The 19,872-nt window shown below is 50.3% G+C and carries 18 protein-coding genes; 7 read left to right on the top strand and 11 right to left on the bottom strand.

Annotated elements, in window-relative coordinates:
- Positions 1-79: 79 nt before the first annotated feature.
- Both eat and ACE04F_RS16015 read left to right on the top strand, forming a co-directional pair.
- Positions 80-1,444, top strand: coding sequence for an ethanolamine permease (gene eat / locus ACE04F_RS16020; protein WP_305499719.1), 1,365 nt, complete (start codon positions 80-82; stop codon positions 1,442-1,444).
- Between the two features lie 118 nt (positions 1,445-1,562).
- Positions 1,563-1,730: a DUF2897 family protein gene (locus ACE04F_RS16015; protein ID WP_014337248.1), complete on the top strand. Its 168-nt coding sequence runs from the start codon at positions 1,563-1,565 to the stop codon at positions 1,728-1,730.
- A gap of 125 nt (positions 1,731-1,855) precedes the next feature.
- On the opposite strand, the gene ACE04F_RS16010 is transcribed toward ACE04F_RS16015, so the two are convergent.
- From ACE04F_RS16010 to ACE04F_RS15960, 11 genes are all read right to left on the bottom strand, one after another.
- Positions 1,856-2,707, bottom strand: a complete 852-nt coding sequence (locus ACE04F_RS16010) for an urea carboxylase-associated family protein (protein ID WP_486108150.1) — start codon at positions 2,705-2,707, stop codon at positions 1,856-1,858.
- Positions 2,708-2,762: 55 nt separating this feature from the next.
- Entirely contained in the window at positions 2,763-3,776 is a 1,014-nt protein-coding gene (locus ACE04F_RS16005) for an MraY family glycosyltransferase (protein ID WP_486108148.1), read from the bottom strand.
- Positions 3,777-3,898: 122 nt separating this feature from the next.
- Positions 3,899-4,234, bottom strand: a complete 336-nt coding sequence (locus ACE04F_RS16000; protein ID WP_486108146.1) for a ComEA family DNA-binding protein — start codon at positions 4,232-4,234, stop codon at positions 3,899-3,901.
- Between the two features lie 114 nt (positions 4,235-4,348).
- On the bottom strand, positions 4,349-6,343 hold the full coding sequence (locus ACE04F_RS15995) for a polysaccharide biosynthesis protein (protein WP_486108144.1): 1,995 nt from the start codon (positions 6,341-6,343) through the stop codon (positions 4,349-4,351).
- 233 nt (positions 6,344-6,576) lie between these two features.
- Entirely contained in the window at positions 6,577-7,755 is a 1,179-nt protein-coding gene (locus tag ACE04F_RS15990) for a DegT/DnrJ/EryC1/StrS family aminotransferase (RefSeq protein ID WP_486108142.1), read from the bottom strand.
- Positions 7,756-7,816: 61 nt separating this feature from the next.
- Positions 7,817-8,443 carry an acetyltransferase gene (locus tag ACE04F_RS15985; protein WP_486108140.1) on the bottom strand — a complete coding sequence of 209 codons (627 nt, stop codon included), beginning with the start codon at positions 8,441-8,443 and terminating at the stop codon, positions 7,817-7,819.
- Positions 8,440-9,036, bottom strand: a complete 597-nt coding sequence (locus ACE04F_RS15980) for a sugar transferase (protein ID WP_486108138.1) — start codon at positions 9,034-9,036, stop codon at positions 8,440-8,442. Before ACE04F_RS15980 ends, ACE04F_RS15985 begins: the two co-directional genes overlap by 4 nt.
- 53 nt (positions 9,037-9,089) lie before the next feature.
- Positions 9,090-10,310 (bottom strand): glycosyltransferase family 4 protein, encoded by a 1,221-nt coding sequence (locus ACE04F_RS15975; protein WP_486108136.1) that lies wholly within the window; start codon positions 10,308-10,310, stop codon positions 9,090-9,092.
- A 2-nt stretch (positions 10,311-10,312) separates the two neighbouring features.
- Positions 10,313-11,446 (bottom strand): non-hydrolyzing UDP-N-acetylglucosamine 2-epimerase, encoded by a 1,134-nt coding sequence (wecB, locus tag ACE04F_RS15970; protein WP_486108134.1) that lies wholly within the window; start codon positions 11,444-11,446, stop codon positions 10,313-10,315.
- A 26-nt stretch (positions 11,447-11,472) separates the two neighbouring features.
- Positions 11,473-12,585, bottom strand: a complete 1,113-nt coding sequence (gene wbjC, locus ACE04F_RS15965; protein ID WP_486108169.1) for a UDP-2-acetamido-2,6-beta-L-arabino-hexul-4-ose reductase — start codon at positions 12,583-12,585, stop codon at positions 11,473-11,475.
- Positions 12,586-12,587: 2 nt separating this feature from the next.
- Positions 12,588-13,628, bottom strand: coding sequence for a polysaccharide biosynthesis protein (locus tag ACE04F_RS15960; protein ID WP_486108132.1), 1,041 nt, complete (start codon positions 13,626-13,628; stop codon positions 12,588-12,590).
- 1,002 nt (positions 13,629-14,630) lie between these two features.
- Here ACE04F_RS15960 and ACE04F_RS15955 point away from each other — a divergent pair.
- From ACE04F_RS15955 to ACE04F_RS15935, 5 genes are all read left to right on the top strand, one after another.
- Entirely contained in the window at positions 14,631-15,485 is an 855-nt protein-coding gene (locus ACE04F_RS15955) for a GNAT family N-acetyltransferase (RefSeq protein WP_486108130.1), read from the top strand.
- Positions 15,486-15,565: 80 nt separating this feature from the next.
- Complete coding sequence (locus ACE04F_RS15950; RefSeq protein ID WP_486108128.1) at positions 15,566-16,426, top strand: GNAT family N-acetyltransferase; 861 nt, start codon at positions 15,566-15,568, stop codon at positions 16,424-16,426.
- On the top strand, positions 16,423-17,541 hold the full coding sequence (locus ACE04F_RS15945) for a DegT/DnrJ/EryC1/StrS family aminotransferase (RefSeq protein ID WP_486108126.1): 1,119 nt from the start codon (positions 16,423-16,425) through the stop codon (positions 17,539-17,541). Before ACE04F_RS15950 ends, ACE04F_RS15945 begins: the two co-directional genes overlap by 4 nt.
- Positions 17,542-17,550: 9 nt before the next feature.
- Positions 17,551-18,810 (top strand): O-antigen translocase, encoded by a 1,260-nt coding sequence (locus ACE04F_RS15940; RefSeq protein WP_486108124.1) that lies wholly within the window; start codon positions 17,551-17,553, stop codon positions 18,808-18,810.
- A 17-nt stretch (positions 18,811-18,827) separates the two neighbouring features.
- On the top strand, positions 18,828-19,769 hold the full coding sequence (locus tag ACE04F_RS15935; RefSeq protein ID WP_486108122.1) for a glycosyltransferase family 2 protein: 942 nt from the start codon (positions 18,828-18,830) through the stop codon (positions 19,767-19,769).
- Positions 19,770-19,872 lie beyond the last annotated feature (103 nt).

Genomic DNA, 19,872 nt, shown 5'->3' with positions numbered 1-19,872 from the left:
GACCGCGACTGCTTTACTGGCACGCCCACTGCACTGCCCTCCCCCCAGCGCTTTTGCTATTTATCGAGGGGAGCCACCGATGAACACACAACTCAAACCCACCCTGGGCACCCTGCACTTATGGGGCATCGCCGTTGGCCTGGTGATTTCCGGTGAATATTTCGGCTGGAGCTACGGCTGGGGAGTCGCCGGCACGCTGGGCTTTTTGGTGACGTCGTTCATGGTCGCGGCCATGTACACCTGCTTCATTTTCAGCTTCACCGAACTGACCACCGCCATCCCCCACGCCGGCGGCCCGTTCGCCTACAGCCGTCGGGCTTTTGGTGAAAAAGGCGGCTTGATCGCCGGCTTGGCAACTCTGATCGAATTTGTCTTCGCCCCACCGGCCATTGCCCTGGCCATCGGCGCCTACCTGAACGTGCAATTCCCGGCGCTCGACCCGAAACATGCTGCCGTCGGCGCCTACATCGTGTTCATGGGCCTGAACATCCTCGGGGTGAAACTGGCCGCGACCTTCGAGCTGATCGTCTGCGTGCTTGCGGTGGCCGAATTGCTGGTGTTCATGGGCGTCGTCGCGCCGGCGTTCAGTTTCAGCAGCTTCGCCCTGAACGGCTGGGCCGGTTCCGATGTGTTCGGCGCACCAGCCATCGCCGGAATGTTCGCGGCGATCCCCTTCGCGATCTGGTTCTTCCTCGCCATCGAAGGCGCGGCCATGGCCGCTGAAGAAGCCAAGGATCCGAAACGCACGATTCCCAAGGCCTACATCAGCGGCATCCTGACGTTGGTGTTCCTGGCCATGGGCGTGATGTTCTTCGCCGGCGGCGTCGGTGACTGGCGTACCCTGTCGAACATCAACGACCCTCTGCCACAAGCCATGAAAACCGTAGTCGGTGAAAGCTCCGGCTGGTTGCACATGCTGGTGTGGATCGGCCTGTTCGGCCTGGTGGCGAGCTTCCACGGCATCATCCTCGGCTACTCGCGCCAGTTCTTCGCCCTGGCCCGCGCCGGCTACCTGCCCGCCTCCCTTGCCAAACTGTCACGCTTCCAGACCCCGCACCGCGCCATCATCGCCGGCGGCCTGATCGGCATCGCCGCCATCTACAGCGACGGCCTGATCAACCTCGGCGGCATGACCCTGACCGCGGCGATGATCACCATGGCCGTGTTCGGCGCAATCGTCATGTACATCATGAGCATGCTCAGCCTGTTCAAGTTGCGCAAAACCGAACCGAATCTCGAACGTACGTTCCGCGCCCCCGGCTATCCGATCGTACCGGGGATCGCCCTGGCACTGGCGGTGGTGTGCCTGGTGGCGATGGCCTGGTTCAACACGCTGATCGGGCTGATCTTCCTGGGGTTCATGGCGGTGGGTTTCGTGTATTTCGTGATGACCGCCCAACTGCGCGCAGATGCGCCGGCTGATGCGATGTTGACCGGGCTATAAGGTGAAGCCGGCATAACGGGCGTAGTATGGAACCACTGCGAACAGCCTTCGCTCATAAGTGGTATGGGCAATGGCCAGCGAATACTCGTCTGGCTATTGCCCACTCAAGGAGAACCCTATGCCCTGGTATGCCTGGTTAATCCTGATCGTCGCCATCGGCTCGATCGTGGGTGGTTTGATGATGCTGCGCGACACCGCCCATAAGGTCGAACTGACGGATGAGCAGCGCAAGCGCGTTGCGGAACGCAATGCGGAAATGGATGCAAAGGAAGCCAAGGACCGCTGATCCTCAGTTACCACACCGCTTCCGTGGCGAGGGAGCTTGCTCCCGCTGGGCTGCGCAGCAGCCCCAAAACTGCTGACGCGGTGTGTCTGCTAATCGTGCGCTGCTATCTGGACCGCCGCCTGCTGTTACTTCTCCCAATCCGCCTTGGCAATATGCAACCCATGCTGCCCCTTGTAAGCCGCCCTCTCCGGCTGACTCCAGCCCTGCAGCAACGAATCCTCCAACCGATAAATCTCCACCCCCAGCGGACGACAAACGCTTAGAGGATCCTGCGCATCCGGTCCCCACATCGCCAACGACAGGTCACCCCCAGGACACGTCGACAACGCACACAACAAATCAATCTCTGCAAAAAACTCCAAGTAATCGCCCTTCTGCGCCGGACACGCCTTCATGAAATACATGTCGTCATGATTCAGCCCGGTGCATTGGAAGATATTCAGCACGTCGTGCACATCGAACTCGGTTAAACCATGAGGCAACACCGCCCGGGTCAGATTTGAGTGGCAATGATGGTGGAAATCCTCGCCGGTCAGCATCTTGTTCACATACGGGTCACACCGTGTACCCAGCAAATCGTGCAAACGCCCGCCATGCTCGTCGATGCCATAGCTCGCGAGACTGTCATCGGTAATCGTCACCAACGGTCGCAGAAATGGGAGGTTCGACCACAGCCGATCGTAGGTGCTGACATGGGCGCCCTGAAGCTGCCGAGTACGCGCCGCCCACAACCGCTCCCGCGGGTCATGGGCGTTCCAGACGTTGAAATCTCCTACTTGTGGGCCGACCGGTGTGGTGATGCGAAACACATGACCGGCGGGTACCTGCCAGGCGCGGCCGGTACGGATGGGTACTTCGAACTGTTCGACCAAGCTGCGCTTGTCGTGTTCGGCGCGGATTCGGTCGTAGAACGGCTTGTCCACCTGAAGGGCAGAACCTTTACTGACTTGGTAGGCGGCTGGATAGTCTTTGTGCATGGCTTCCTCGATTTTGTTGCGACGAAGGAATAACCGACAAAATCAAGCTGTTCGGCTAACGAACTTCTGACTCCCCGGCCCGAAATCTAAATGCAAGTAGCAGCAGAGGAATATAAGCCACTAACAAGCCGACAATACCCTCCAGCTTTTCGCAAACAACCAGAACCGCAATTGGTAGCAGCCAACCGATATTAAGCGCTCCTGTGGCCAATGTCACAGGCAAATGCCGCCCATAGCGACGTGAAGCGAATTGATAAGCATGGCTCCGATGAGCTTCGTATATCCTCTCCCCACGCAGAAAACGGCGAGCCAACGTCAGGGTGGCATCTACAATGAACACACCGAGCAGGATCAACCACCCGAAGAACAAATTGGACGATATCCATGCAGCCTGAAGTGCGAAAATCCCGAGCGTAATACCTAAAAAGCCGCTTCCTGCGTCCCCCATGAATATCTTGGCGGGTGGATAGTTCCAGCACAGAAACCCCAGAACAGAACAGGCGAGTAGTATGGGTCCAATAGCTTGCGCCCCTTCTCCAACCAACCAATACAGTAACGCGGCGCCAGCGCAAACAGATACCGCCTCCACCGCAGCGATACCGTCAATCCCATCCATGAAGTTGTAGAGATTGAGCATACCGGCCAAAAAGACGCTGCCTATCAGGTAACCCAAAGCCCCCGTCTCAATATTTAGTCCTAGAAAGGAAATAGGGGCAAGACCGCCAATCCAGTACAATGCCCAGAAGGCAGCTATAAAGTGACCTAAAAGTCGCCATTTTGCAGCAATGTGAACATGATCATCCCGGAATCCGTTCAAAGCCACGAATGATCCCGCGCCAAGTAGAGCAGCGACATTACCCAACGGAAGCGTATGCAGAAAATACAAGGTCAAGATAGCAAAAATAAAGCTCAAAACAATGGCTGCACCGCCACCGCTAGGAGTGGGAATCGTATGGGAACTGCGCGCATTTGGAAAATCGATAACGCCATAAGCCAATGCGTAGCGTCGGAAAAACCAAGTCAGAATGAAAGAAAAAAAAACGACAATCAGGAACATGAGCCAAAGCATTAAACACTCCTGAATGCTGGCTTACGCCGTTGAAAAAATTCAAACAAGGTGTCCTACATACCCATCGGCGACCTACGCAAAAAGGCCGGTCATATCGACTGGCCTCATCTCATTGCTTTAGTTCAATTTATTTCCAGCTTGTCACGATTCCGATCGAGAATAGCCTTGCCGATTCCTTTGACTTCCAACAGTTCGTCCACCGAAGAGAACGGCCCGTTACTCTCCCGGTACGCAACAATCGCTTCAGCTTTGCCTTTGCCTATCCCTGACAACTCGCGCTGCAGCGTTGCGGCATCCGCACCATTCAAATCCACTTTGGCGCCCTGCGTTCTGGCCGGCTGCTCCACCGACTGCGGCGTAGCGAGCGTGTCAGGCTTCACCAAAGGAGCTGCGATAACCGCTATCGAGGCGCTGGTAAGAAGGGCAAAAATCAGAGAGTAGAAGTAGCCTGTACGCATAAGTGACGCTCCATGACATCGTTAAAAGAGAAGCAGCTTTTCCGAAGCTGCTACTCAAACTTAGGCGAGGATGGTGAGCTGTCAAAAATGTGTACGTTACGAGGTGTGTAACGCTCAGGGTTCGAGGCGACGTTGCTGATAGACCCAATCGACGATTTCACCGTCCGGGGCATAGCCATGAACAGTTTCGCGCAGCAGCTGACGCACCCTTGCGTAATCGTCACTCTGGACTGCGGCAAGCAACTCATCCAGCCTGAGCTTTAGCACGTCCCAAGGAAGATAATCCTCCTTGGCGGTCATGATCATCGGATGCTCGGTCGCCGCGACGTTATCGCCAATCAGCAATTCTTCATACAACTTCTCACCGGGTCGTAGGCCGGTGAACTCAATGGAAATATCGCCTTGGGGATTACGCTCCGAACGAACGCTCAGACCTGAAAGATGAATCATCTTCTCTGCCAGTTCGATAATCCTTACTGGCTCTCCCATGTCCAACACAAAGACATCTCCGCCTTGCCCCATGGACCCTGCTTGAATCACGAGTTGCGCGGCTTCCGGGATGGTCATGAAATAGCGAGTGATCTTCGGATGCGTGACGGTCAGCGGTCCGCCAGATTTTATTTGCCTGTGAAACAAAGGAATGACCGAGCCGGAGGAGCCCAGAACGTTACCGAATCGAACCATCGTGAAACGCGTTTTGTTGACGTGGGAAACATTGTCCTGGCCACCAAACAATACCGGAGCTACTTCCCGACTAAGCGCTTGCAGCGTCATTTCGGAAAGCCTCTTGGTGCTCCCCATCACATTAGTAGGACGAACCGCCTTGTCTGTTGAGATCAAAACAAAGTTGGCGACATTTGCCTTTAGCGCCGCTTGAGCAGTATTGAGAGTACCTATCACATTATTAAGAACACCCTCTGCGATATTGTGCTCAACCATAGGTACATGCTTATATGCGGCAGCATGATAAACTGTGTTTACATGCCAGGTTCTCATTACATCAAGCAACTTTTCTTGATCGCGCACTGATCCGAGAATCGGTAAAAGCCGGACAGAGAGAGATTCCCGAGCAATGCGTTGCTCAAGCTCACACATGATTGTGTATAGATTGAACTCGCTGTGCTCAAAAAGTAGAAGCGTCGTCGGATGCAGGCTAAGAATCTGTCGGCACAGTTCTGAACCGATGGATCCCCCTGCCCCCGTCACCATGACCGATTGATTTCCGACGCAATGTTCCAATAGGTTTTCTTGAGCAGGCACGGCGTCGCGCCCTAAGAGATCAGCAATATCAACCTCCTGGATGTCATCCACTTTTACCCGTCCACTCGCAAGATCCATAAAACCCGGAACGCTGCGAACGTGAAGTGGAAAACCTTCCAGAAATCCAAGAATCTCTCGCCGTCGACCTCGACTGGCGGAAGGTATGGCCAACAGAATCTCCTGCGCGCCCGTCTCGTCAATCATCTGTTGGATATGCTTTGGTTTATAAACTTGGAGGCCGGAGATGATTCTATCGGCGATGCTGGCGTCGTCGTCGATGAACGCAACAGGGCGCATGATCCGGCCCATGCGCAACGCGGCGACCAGCTGGTTCCCGGCCGCTCCGGCGCCGAAAATTGCCACCCTCGGTAAGCCGTCGTCACGATTGGCAAAAGGAACGTGCTGCGCAGCGGCAAACCAGTCCCCCAGAAAATATTGCCGCATGGCCAGCCGCAACCCGCCCACCATGATTAAGCTCAGCCACCAATAGTTGAAAATAATCGAACGAGGTACGAGATTCTGATGATTACTATACCAATATACAACAATGCCTAGAACCAAGGCCGATAAACTTACGGCCTTGATTATGGCAATCAGCGCATCGTTGCCAAAATATCGCATCACCGCACGGTACATGCCGAACCGAATGAATAAAGGAATCGAAACTAAAGGAGCACTAAAAAACAACCAAGTGTGCGCAAAAAGCGGATTTATCATATCGTCAATGCCCAGACGGACCAGAAACGATAGCCATAAAGCAATCCACACCAAAACAATGTCGGTGGACACCTGTATGAGTCGTTTCTGACGGCGCGGCAATCCTAGCAGCAGAGCGCGTATCCTATCCATAAATCCTTCATGCACCTCAATCGTCCCCCGCCTATCATCTATAAATGCAACTTTACTTATGCACTGTCTAGACACGTCTTCCAAATGGGTAAGTTTGTAAATATTTGTAAAGCGGCATAATCAATGGACAGCCAAACTTATTAAATCTAGTGATTCTGCTTGAAATCCACCTACTGGACAAATGGCTTACGCCGCTTTCGCCGAGTGGCATTCGGAGTATGAAACAGAACATTTTACGGTCTTGCAGCCTGTTGCATGACGGCTCGGATCGTCTGGACGGTCTTGTCTATCTCGGCATCGGTTAAGGTCGGATGTACAAGAAACATCAAGCTGGTCTCACCCAGTTCCTTAGCGACAGCCAACCGTGTTGCAGGGCGCCAGCCGGTGCCGTCAAAGGCTTTCTCCAAGTACACCTCAGAGCAGGATCCAGAAAAACAAGGTACACCCGATGCAGAGATTTCGGAAAGTATGCGATCGCGACTCCAGTCTGCTCTCAGTTGCCCGGGCTCTACGAAAACGTAACACTTATAGGCCGCATGAGAATGCGATTCAGGAATCGTCGGTACACGCAAACCTTTGATCGTCCGAGCGTGCGACCAAATACGTTCCGCGTAATTCAATCGAGTTGTTTGCCACTCGGCCATGCGGCGCAGTTGAATACGACCGATGGCCCCTTGTACTTCCAGCATCCGCCAGTTCGTGCCGAAGCTCTCATGCAGCCACCGAAAGCCAGGGAGGTGCTCACGTTCGTAGATTGCTTCCCAACTTTTACCATGGTCCTTATAGGACCACATCTTCGACCACAGGCTTCGGTCATTGGTCGTCACCATGCCGCCCTCGCCGCCAGTAGTCATTATCTTGTCCTGGCAAAACGACCACGCACCGATATGGCCAATAGAGCCAACCGAGCGGTCCTTATACTTCGCACCATGAGCTTGTGCGCAGTCCTCGATAATTTTTAGGTCGTGAAGCGCTGCCAGCTCCATAATCGGGTCCATGTCGCACGGCCAGCCAGCAAGATGGACGCAAATAACGCCTCTTGTACGAGGTGTGAGCACCGCCCGAATAGTTTCAGCCGTAATGTTCTGTGTATCGCGGTCGACCTCGGCAAAGACCGGAATCGCACCCACATTCACGACGCTGGAAACCGAAGCCAGGAACGTACGAGGCGTGACGATAACCTCATCCCCAGGGCCGATGCCCAAAGCTTGCAAAGCTAGATCAAGCGCCACCGTGCCATTCGCAAGGGCGACGGAGTACTCCGTACCAGCCCAAGCGGCAAACTCTTTTTCAAATCGGCGGCACTCCTGACCGGTCCAGTAATTCACCTTGTTGGACAGAATCACATCACGAACTGCGTCAGCTTCTTCAGCAGTGAACGAAGGCCACGGAGAAAATTGGGTATTCAACACGCTCTTACCTGCCATCCATAATTATGGTGATCAAACAGCCTTATTAGGTACCGACCAGAAGCTAAGCCCGGACAACTGCACGAGCGGGCACTCCCGATGCGATCATGTTATCAGCGATATCGCAGACCACCGCTGCGCCAGCGCCGATCACTACGTTAGCACCGATGGTGATCATTTGCCTGACGGATGCCCCGATACCAATCCAACTCCCTGCACCCACGCTCACGGCGCCTGCCAAGCGAGCGCCAGGGCTAATATGTACGCAACTTCCCAAAACGCAGTCATGATCAACGCTGCATCCGGTATTTAGAATCGCGCCTTCATCAACCTTGGCATAAGCATTGACCACCGCGTTGGCAAAAACCACTGTGCCCGGTCCCAAGGAGGCGTGGCGGCTGATTATTGCGGAGGGATGGATCAAAATGGGCAGATGAGTGCCAGTGGCTTTCAGTTGGTCCAGCTTGTTTTGACGGATACAGTTATTGCCGATTGCAACCAAAACGCCACCATACTCAGACGCGCGATTGAGCAGCTCCTCTGTCGTGCCTACGACAGGCCAGTCGCCAACAGCTGACACCAAAGGCCAACGGTCATCAAAAAACTCGACGGTTTCCCAACCACAACACTCGGCAGTGTCCGCGACAACCTTACCGTGGCCACTCGCCCCAAGAATTGCCAATCGTTTCATTTGCTGGAACCAGTGAACTTCGACATGGTCACTTCACCTTCAGCGCTGATCCCATCCTTGATTAATACTTTCTTCACGGTAAGAATAATAATCTTCAAATCTAACCATAACGATCGATTATCGACGTACCAAACATCTAGATTGAACTTCTCTTCCCACGACAGCGCATTCCTGCCATTGATCTGAGCCCATCCGGTAACTCCTGGGCGGACCTCATGCCGACGTACCTGTTCTGAATCGTAAAGAGGTAGATACTCCATTAGCAACGGGCGCGGCCCGACCAAGCTCATATCACCCTTGATTACATTCCAAAGCTCGGGCAATTCGTCCAGACTGCTCGAACGGAGAAACTGACCAAAGTGCGTCATACGCTCGGAATCTGGCAAGGGGTTCCCTTCGTTATCCAGGGCATCACGCATCGTTCGAAACTTGACCATTTCGAAAGCTCTGCCATTGAGTCCAGGTCGTACTTGGCGGAACAAAACCGGCGACCCCAACCGCTTCCGGATCAAATAGGCTACTATCGCTATGACCGGAGATAACAGAAGCAAGCCTATTGCGGCAGCGAAAATATCAAATAGCCGTTTAGACATAGAAGCTCCTTCAACGAAATCATTTATTCGCTGGCATATGGAAGCGCTGGAAATCACTTCACCAACCGCCTGAAATGGGCGCCGAAACGCTCCACCCCGACGCGTAACGACAGCTCTCTCTGATAAAATTCCCGTCCATTTTCAGCCATCTGCTCTCGTGCTTCCGGAGTCATACGCATCAAAGTGAGTACCGCTTCGGCCAATGCGTGCGGATCGTCAGACTCACTGACAACCCCACAACCCGCATTGGTCACCAAGTCCGCAGCGTCACCATCCACAGCCATCAGAATTGGTTTTCCGGCGGCCATGTAGGCCTGCGTTTTTGATGGGATCGTGATCGAGAACAACGGATCGCTCTTCAGGTGTACGAGCAAAGCGTCGGCACTGGCCAAGTAAGCACCAACTTCGGTCATGGAGACCCCGGGAAGGAAGCGAACGTTGTCGAGACCTTCGTTTTTCGCAAGCGCTTCGAGTCGAGAAACTTCCACTCCTCCGCCGAGAAAAACAAACATAACCTCATCCGCTTGTTCGCGAAGCAACCGAGCCGCAGCAATGACGGTACCCAACGACTGTGCTTTACCCATATTCCCAGCGAACAGAACTTTGAATTTCGATGAGTCCGGAAAATTCGGTGGTGGAAAACTAGACTGCACTCTCATCATATCTTCGGAACACCAATTATAAATCACATCAATTTTTGATGGTGGCACACCCCGCGCAATTAATAGACGCTTGAAGCCTGGTGACAAAACTACAATTTGGTCTACATTGCCATATACCCAATCGCAGATTCGAGATACTAGCTTTAATAGTTTCTCGTTAGAAAACATACCTGTCGCTTTCAGCGTGTCAGGCCACATGTCCTGAATGTCATAAACCACGGGCACGCGTCGAAGAAAACGAGCCAGCGCAGCAGCCATGCCGACCGTCAACGGCGGGTGATAGGCGTATATCACATCCGGCTTCTTCGCGCGAAAAAGGCTGTACAGCAAAAGGCTGGCTGCAAAACTTACGTAATTAAGGACACGGCCAACACCGCTCTGCCCGTGGCTAGGGTACAAGGGGACACGAGTTATCTGAACGCCATCGATAACCTCCCGTTGTAATGCCTTGACTTTATAGCCTGGATAAAGCCGTCCTCCAGGGTAATTAGGAAAGCCTGTGACCACTTCGACTTCAAATCCTTGCGCGACTAACTCGCGAGCAAATACCAATCCTTTGAAGGTAGGCTCAGGATCAAACCACTGCGTCATTAAAAGAACCCGAGTAGCCATGCTTATGAGTACCTTCTCCAGACTGTGCGCATGACGTAATCGCGATAGCTGTGAATGATTCGAACCACTTTCTCTGAGACGTTCGGCATGCTGTAATCCGCGACAAGCCGCAACGTCCGTTCTTGACCCCGCGCTTGACATTCAATCATTTGAAGTGCTTGAAGGACCCGGTTGATCTCCAGCCCAACCATCATCACTGCAGCCTCCTCCATGCCCTCAGGGCGCTCGTGTGCCTCACGCAGGTTCAATGCTGGGAAATTGAGTATCGATGATTCCTCATTGATCGTTCCGCTGTCGGATAGTGCGGCCTTTGACGAAAGCTGCAGTTTGTTGTAATCCATGAAACCTAGCGGCTTCAGCAAACGGACGTTGGGGTGAAAAACGATGCCTAATGCATCCACACGCTTTTGGGTCCGTGGATGCGTGGAAACGATAACAGGGATATCGTGATCCTGCGCCACGGTATTCAACACCTCTACCAACTTCAAAAAATTTCTGTCGCTGTCGATGTTTTCTTCTCGATGCGCACTCACCACGAAAAACTGCCCCTCCTGTAGACCGAGACGCTCCAAGACGTCCGATGCATCAATACCTGCACGGTAATGGGTGAGCACCTCAAACATCGGACTGCCGGTCTTGATGATCATGTCTGGCGAGAGCCCTTCGCGCAGGAGGTAATCCCGAGCGATGGTGCTGTAGGTCAGATTTATATCCGCCGTATGATCGACAATTCGACGGTTGATTTCCTCTGGAACTCGCATATCAAAACAGCGGTTGCCTGCTTCCATGTGGAACGTTGGAATTTTACGGCGTTTGGCTGGAATCACTGCCATGCAGCTGTTGGTATCACCCAACACTAAGAGGGCCTCCGGTAGAATCTCACCGAGAACGCGGTCTACCGAGATAATGACGTTACCGATAGTTTCCGCACCGGTTGCGCCCGCCGCGTTTAGGAAATGATCTGGCTTACGAATGCCGAGATCTCTAAAAAAAATCTCATTTAACTCGTAATCATAATTCTGCCCCGTGTGGACTAGAATATGCTCACAATGCTCATCCAGGGCTGAGATAACCCGTGACAAACGAATGATTTCAGGGCGCGTCCCAACAACAGTAACTACCTTCAATTTTTTCATGACAATTCTTTACCTTATCGATTGGCTCAAGAGCTCAATGGCAGCGCGAATGTATCTGGACGCTCGCGGTCAAAAATCTCGTTGGCCCAAAGCATGACAATCAACTCCTCATCTCCGACATTGGTGATGTCATGCGTCCAGCCTGGGACCGTTTCAACAATCACTGATTGCTCACCTGTCGTTTTCAACTCGTAAAATTCGTCAGACATAATGTGCCGGAAGCGAAAGAGAGCACTCCCCTTTATGACCAAAAATTTTTCGGTCTTGGAATGATGGTAATGGCCACCCCGAGTAATCCCTGGATGAGCGGTGAAATAAGAGAACTGCCCGGCATCGGGCGTTTTCAACATTTCCACAAAAACGCCACGAGGGTCGCCGTACTTGGGCACCTCGTAGGTAAAAAATTCAGGTGGCAAGTAGCTCAGATAAGTCGAGTACAAAGCCCGGGTCAGCCCTGTGCCCACTGCCTCACTGATCAATGTCGAGCGACTTTCACGGAAGGCAGCGATCTGATCAGCGATCTCTCCAACGGTGGTGAAGTACACCGGATCAACTTGCGCATTGCCGTCAAGAGCAGCCTTACCGTCCATGATGTCAATAAAGTGCCTTACTACATCATCGACATACACCAGCGTGAGCGCAGCCGCTCTGTCATGAATGGAAATGGGCAAACCACGAGCTATGTTGTGGCAAAAAGTTGCCACGGCGGAATTGTAATTCGGCTTTGCCCATTTTCCGAAGACGTTCGGAAGGCGGATTACATGCAGATCAACGGAATGCCGGTCAGCTAGCTCACTCAGGGCCTGCTCCGCCACTAACTTGCTCACACCATAAGGATTGTCTCGTTCAGCCTGGGTTGAAGATGTGTACACGATTGTAGGCGTACGCCCACTGGCTGCGACAGCGTCACATAGCGACCGCGTCAAATCGCTGTTACCGCTTTTAAATTCCGATGGATCCTGTGGACGATTAACCCCGGCCAAGTGGAAAATACAATCGGCTTGGGCCGCTAGATGCTTAAGCAACTCACCACCATCGTCCCTGCCGAAACGCAAAACCTCTACGTCGCTGCGCTCGCGCAGATGAGCATCAAGATTTTTACCAATAAATCCGTTTGCCCCGGTAATTAGGACCTTCATCATCATTCCTCCGGCGTAGCATATTCGCCACGCTGGATTGCTTGAATGAATTCAAGCTTAAGAAGCAATTTTCGCATACCTGCTACATCGAGCCGCTCGGTGTTATGCGAATTATAATCTTCAGTACGTGAAATTCTCTCCTCACCCTGCTCGACAAATTTACTGTAGTTCAGATCGCGAAGATCAGGCGGAATACGGAAATATTCGCCCATATCTTCGGCACAGGCCATTTCTTCTCTGCTCAACAGCGCCTCATAGAGCTTCTCGCCATGACGAGTTCCAATGATTTGGATCGGGTGTTCAGGCTGATCGAGCAACTGGGTCAACGCCTTAGCCAATGTTTCGACAGTCGCCGCAGGTGCTTTTTGGACGAACAGGTCACCGTTATTGCCGTTTTCGAAGGCGTAGAGCACCAGATCGACAGCATCCGCCAGTGTCATCATGAAGCGGGTCATATTCGGATCGGTGATCGATAGCGCGATGCCCGCGCGAATCTGTTCGATGAAAAGAGGAATGACCGAACCGCGGGACGCCATTACATTTCCATAGCGGGTTCCGCAGATAACAGTTTTGGTTTCATCGACATTTCTGGACTTCGCAACCATGACCTTCTCCATCATGGCTTTTGAAATTCCCATTGCATTGATGGGATAGACCGCTTTGTCGGTACTCAGGCAAACCACTCGGCTGACACCATTCTGAATGGCCGCTTCCAAAACATTGTCAGTACCGATCACATTCGTCTTGACGGCTTCCATCGGGTGGAATTCACAGGATGGGACCTGTTTCAGGGCCGCCGCATGAAATATATAATCGACGCCACGCGTTGCGTTAAGAATACTCTGATAATCTCGCACATCGCCGATGTAGAACTTAATTTTGCTGTTGGCGTAACATTTACGCATATCGTCTTGCTTTTTTTCATCGCGACTGAAGATTCGTATTTCGTCAATTTCGCTGCTTAAAAAACGCTTTAAAACGGCGTTTCCAAAGGAACCGGTACCACCGGTAATTAACAAGGTTTTGCTTGCAAAGTTATCCACACAGACTCTTCCCAAAAAAATATATGAAAGTTTACCACGACACTTCGCGTTTTTTGAACAACTTTCTATCTGAACCGACCACCGCTGTTCGAACAACCGAACTGCAGCCTACTATGCCCTTCCATTACCGATGAACCTAGGGGCGCCGCGACTCCTGAGGAAACTGACTGGAGCCCCTGCACACCAACACACCCATCCTACATGCCCCCAAGACCTAACGATCCCACAGCACGAGAAGCATCGCCTCGCTCAAAGGGTAAGCTCCAGCTGCCATCCATCATTGCGCTTAACTTGGTAGGGGTTGCCACCCAAAAAACGCAATTTTTAGCGTCCTGAAAACTACTCAAATGGAATATTTTTCCGAGATCGAGCACCTTTCAGCCCAGAAAAGTGATGGCTATTTGAGACCATCGTTTCAATAGTCGTTTGTCCTTACAGCATCCCCTCTTTAGCAAGAAAAGCGCAATCCGACCCGTGCCCACCCTCCAAGCAGCGGCTGCGAAACCCCAAAGCAAGCACTGTCACACTGATAATTCACAGACCACAGAAATACAATACTATCGAGCCCGCCCTCACCACGACACGCCTAGCCTAGCCTAGCCTTTGGGCATACCCATACTAAATAGTCGATCAGTTATGGCTGTCTAAGCGCACTCCAATAAAATTGGTTAGCATGCTCGCAAGGAGGCTTGACCACTGAGCCCATCGCGCGCGACGCGACTTGGGTAAGACTGCCTAAACGCCATCTCTTCTTACTGACCACCTGCCCTTCCCCGCTAAAGACACTTGGCCTTTGCTCCGCTTAGCTAGATAATAGCGACTCCCAAGCAAGCCCGCATATGGCTAAAAAGCTGAGAGGAGCTGAGAACGCCGGCTCAAGACGACCTAATGGAAAGTGCATTCATCGAACGAGTCTAAAAATCAAGATCTACAAGGTGCCAATTATTCGCTGGACGACAACCACTGCGGGCGACATCTGTAGGATCGGCCAAAGGAGCAAAAATGAACTTAGCGCAATGGGTAGAGTTTCCGCCGCTTGGTGATGAACGCGGCTCACTGGTCGCCCTAGAGGGCGGAAAATCAGTGCCGTTTGAGATTAAGCGTGCTTATTATATTTTTGGCACAAAAGAAGGTGTCGCGCGTGGGTTTCACGCCCATCGGAACCTTCAACAGCTGGCGGTTTGTGTCACAGGAAAGTGCCGAATGGTGCTGGACAATGGGAAGATAAGGGAAGAAGTATGGCTCAACTCCCCCACTAGAGGACTTTTGATCGGTAATATGCTGTGGCGAGAAATGCATGATTTCAGCCCCGATTGTGTATTATTGGTTCTTGCCAGTGAACACTACGACGAAACGGATTACATCCGCAATTATGATTTGTTTTGTGGCAACAGCGCACCCTCGATTCAGTTGGTCCCTTATGATGAAATGTTTTTAAATCTTTCATGGGATTGGCTCAATGATCCGGAGATCAAGCAGCTCACTATGTCTCCATCATTCACAAAAGAGCAGCAATTAGATTTTTTTAAGAGCTTAAAGGATAGGCAAGATTATCTGATTTATGGTATCGCCTTGGGAAGCGCGCGGATCGGCGCCTGCGGCTTAAAATCGTTCCGCGACGGAATGGCTGAGCTCTGGCTTTATATAGGGGATAAAAGTTTGTGGGGCAGAGGCCTGGGCACACAAATTCTCTTTTGTTTAGAGAAACAAGCCAAATCACTGGGCTTGGGCGGATTATATCTGAAAGTAAGCAAGGAAAATATATCAGCGCAAAAGTTATATGAAAAAAATAGTTATTATTTCGCGGACAACGATGACCACGATAAAGACTACAGAATAATGGAGAAACAATTTTGAAGTTTCACATTATTAGATACAGCGCCAACCACAAAATCCGATGGGACTCATTTCTAGAAAAATGCAAAAATAAACACTTCATGTTTTATCGCGACTACATGGAATATCATGCAGATCGCTTCGAGGACCACTCCTTACTGATTCATGACGAAAACGACAAGTTAATTGCTTTATTGCCTGCAAACACAAAAGGAACGACGCTCTACAGTCACCAAGGGCTAACCTTTGGCGGCTTTCTTATTGACGAAAAGATGCGGACAGAGGTGATGCTGGGCATTTTTTCCGAGCTGATCGATTTCCTTAAAAAATCCTCTTTTAAAAAACTTGTCTACAAGTGCATTCCTCACATCTACCACTCTATGCCCGCAGAGGAGGACCAATACGCTCTATTTTTGAATGATGCTCGGCTAATACGCAGAGACGTTAGTTCTACAATACCCCTAATGAAGGACGTTAAATATAGCAAAGGGCGAAAATGGAGCGTCAACAAGGCAAAAAAATCGAACATATTGGTAGAACAGTCGAATTCTTCTGACGAGTGTTGGAGTTTATTACGAGACGTGCTGTGCGCTCAGCATAATGCGACTCCAGTGCATACAAAAGAAGAGATGAATTTATTAATAACAAGATTCCCTGACAACATAAAAGTTTACATTGCACGCCTAGCAGGCGAGGTTATTGCGGGCGCGGTCATCTACGAAAATGCTGATATTGCCCACACCCAATACTTAGCCAACAGTAGCACAGGAAGAGAGATCGGCGCGCTCGATTTGGTCATTGATTTTTTGATAAACAATATTTATAGCACGAAGCAATACTTTGACTTTGGGATATCAAACGAAGATTCCGGCCGAATTCTAAATACAGGACTAATTGCTCAAAAAGAAGGCTTTGGTGCTCGCCCTATCGTTCATGATTTTTATGAGTTAAATATAAAATGATGCCTTTTCTCGATCTTAAAGAAGTTAACTTTCAGTTCCGCTCAGAGCTAATTGAAGCCTGCACTAGAGTAATTGACTCGGGATGGTATATTGGCGGCACGGAACTAACCCGTTTTGAAACTGAATTTGCTAAGTACTGCGGCACCAAACACTGCGTAGGAGTAGCGAATGGCTTAGATGCGCTGATTTTGACGCTGCGAGCATGGAAGGTGTTAGCTAAGCTGGACGATGGTGATGAGGTGATAGTTGCAGCTAACACGTATATCGCTAGTATATTAGCTATCACTGAAAATAAATTAGTCCCTGTGCTAGTCGAACCAGACGTAAGATCTTTTAATCTATGCCCCGAAAAAGTCAGATTGGCAATCACCCCCAAAACCCGCGCTATACTCCCGGTTCACTTATATGGACAACTAGCGCAGATGCCAGCGCTTCTTGAAATCGCCAGAGAGCATAACTTACTAGTTCTAGAGGACGCGGCGCAGGCTCATGGCGCTAGTCTTACAGGGCGGAGGGCTGGTAATTGGGGGGACGCTGCTGGCTTCAGCTTCTATCCGGGTAAAAATCTCGGTGCGCTAGGCGACGCAGGAGCTATTACTACTAACGACGACGAACTAGCACATACGTTGCGCGCGCTGCGAAATTATGGCTCACATGAGAAATATAAAAATCTGTATCAAGGCGTAAATAGCCGATTGGACGAAATTCAAGCGGCCATGCTAAATGTAAAGTTGAAGTATTTGGACAGCCAAACGGCCCATCGTCGCCTCATCGCTAAAATATATATGGATGGAATAAAAAACCCAGCGATAGGCCTGCCCCTTTCGCTTGATGCTGAGGTAGTAGCTCTCAGCTCGCATGTTTGGCATCTATTTGTCGTCTGCTGCCAAGATCGCGCAGCATTGCAAAAGCACCTTGAAAGCGCCGGTATACAGACTTTAATTCATTACCCGATACCTCCCCATGAACAACAGGCGTACCATGAATGGAACGCCCTAAGCTTTCCGCTGACAGAAAAATTACATCAGCAAGTGCTGAGTTTACCCATCGGCCCTACTCTAACGTTTGCGGAGGCGGCTCAGGTCGTGGACGCCTGCAACAGCTTTATTGCGTAGCGGTTGGCTATGACTCTTATTAAAACCAGCCTAATAAACGGCATTGCGGTCGTCATCAAAATGCTAACACTGCTCGGCATCAATAAAATACTTGCTATTTATGTTGGTCCGGCTGGATACGCTGCCATTGGTCAATTCCAAAATGCAGTGCAAATGGTTATCACATTCGCCAGTGGAGCGATTAATACCGGAGTGACTCGATACACGGCGGAGTATTCTACCGAGGAGCCCAAGCAGCGCACTGTCTGGGGCACCGCGGGCACCGTCTCGTTAATTGGTTCGCTGCTAACGGCGCTGCTGATTATTATTTTTAACCGGCCGCTGGCAGTGTGGCTCCTCAAAGATGCTAGCTACGCTGGAGTATTTCTTTGGTTTGCCGCAACTCTGGCATTATTTACTTTCAACTCTCTGTTACTAGCGATCCTCAACGGTAAGAAAGAGCTAGTTCTTTATGTAGTTGCCAATAGCGCTGGTAGCCTATTTGCCCTTGTAGTTACCTCTATTTTGTCCATAGCGTTTGGTCTATATGGAGCATTGGTCGCGTTAGCCACATACCAGTCGATAGCATTTTTCGCGACCCTGCTCGTATGCTGCCGGGCCCCATGGTTCAAAATCAGTTATTTGTTTGGCGCCTTAGACAAAGAAACTGTGATCAATCTAGGCAAGTACACGGCAATGGCATTAACCTCTGCCGCTTGCGTACCGGTGAGCCACATCCTAGTTCGAAACCATTTAGGCGAAACCTTTGGCTGGGAAGCCGCCGGCTACTGGGAGGCAATCTGGCGTCTTAGTACGGCGTACCTACTGCTCGTAACCACTACTCTTGGCGTTTACTATCTACCTAGATTATCCGAGCTAAGAGATTCACTTGAAATCAAAAAGGAAATCATTCAAGGCTATAAAATAATTCTTCCAACAGCGGCATTGTGCGGCCTCGTCATTTACTTGTCACGCGACGTTTTGATTGCGCTACTTTTCACTGATGACTTCGCGCCCACCCGCGACTTATTTGCTTGGCAAATGATTGGAGACACATTAAAAATTGGTAGCTGGATATTGGCCTATCTAATGCTAAGCAAGGCCATGCTTAAGCTGTTTATGATTACAGAGATACTATTTTCGGGTGCTTTTGTGTTACTGACTTGGTTATTTACAAGCACTGGGGAGCTCCAAGGTGTGGCTGTAGCACACGCAGTTAACTATGCGATCTATTGGGTTGTACTAGCTTATTTTATTAGAAAATACTTACGGAACCAAAAGTCAATTTAAATTTCAGGGACATCAACATGACTAAAACTCAGCCCAAAGTCAGCATTTTTATGATTTCCTACAACCAAGCCCCTTATATTGAGGAGGCTGTGTTGTCTTGTATCAAACAGGACTATAAAAATATCGAGATTACTATCTCTGATGACGGATCAAGTGATGGTACAGCTGAAATCTTGACACAACTTGAAAATAAGTATCCGCAAAAAATAAAGCTAATTCTGAATCCTGTCAATCAAGGTATCGTCAAGAACTCTAATGTCGCACTTGCTAACTGCTCGGGTGACTTGATTGCGTTTATGGGGGGTGACGATGTCATATACCCAACAAAAATAAGCACTCAAGTCCAAGCTTTTTTACAGAATCCCGAGCTCGTTTTTTGTTATCATCCTTGCCATATTATGAAGGACGGCATCGTAACAGAGACAGCTGGAAACCAAAGCAAAGATTTGGTTCGAAATTTTTACGAAATGATCTCTAACTACGGTGCACAAATTCCAGGCCCCGTTCCGATGGTGGCTAAACGGGCATTGCCTGAGGATGGATTCAACGAAAAAATTTCCACCGCATGCGATTGGCTTTTGTTTATCGAGATTAGCTCTAAAGGTCAAATCGTTCGGCTTGACCAAACCCTTTCTATCTATAGAAAACATTCAAATAATATAGGGCAGAAAATTTTCTCATACGCCGACAACTTTTTAGAAACCTTAAAAATCGTAGAATCCAAATATAGCCAGGACCCGAAGGTTTTCGCTGCTTGCAACAAGGGCCGAAAAAGGTTTCTACTTGGAATAATTTACAATGCAATACTTGTTGGCGAAAGAGTTGCGCTAGAAAAATATCTTAATATCTATAGAGAATCAGGTGGCCGCATGTCCGGACTCATCTACCTAATAAGCGTTACCCCCGCCTCCAGATGGCTCTTCACAACAATAAAAAGCTTTATGAAGAGAATATTTTAAAATTTTCAACCAGGTCGGTGATTAATGTTACACAAATTTATTGCACTATTTATTCTCCTATCGCCCGTTTTTTCTAACTATGTTTTTTTGGGCAGTATTAGCA

Source organism: Pseudomonas sp. AGC41, from assembly GCF_057334555.1.
The sequence above is the reverse complement of the archived record's forward strand: the minus strand, read 5'-3'. Positions and strand labels throughout refer to the sequence as shown.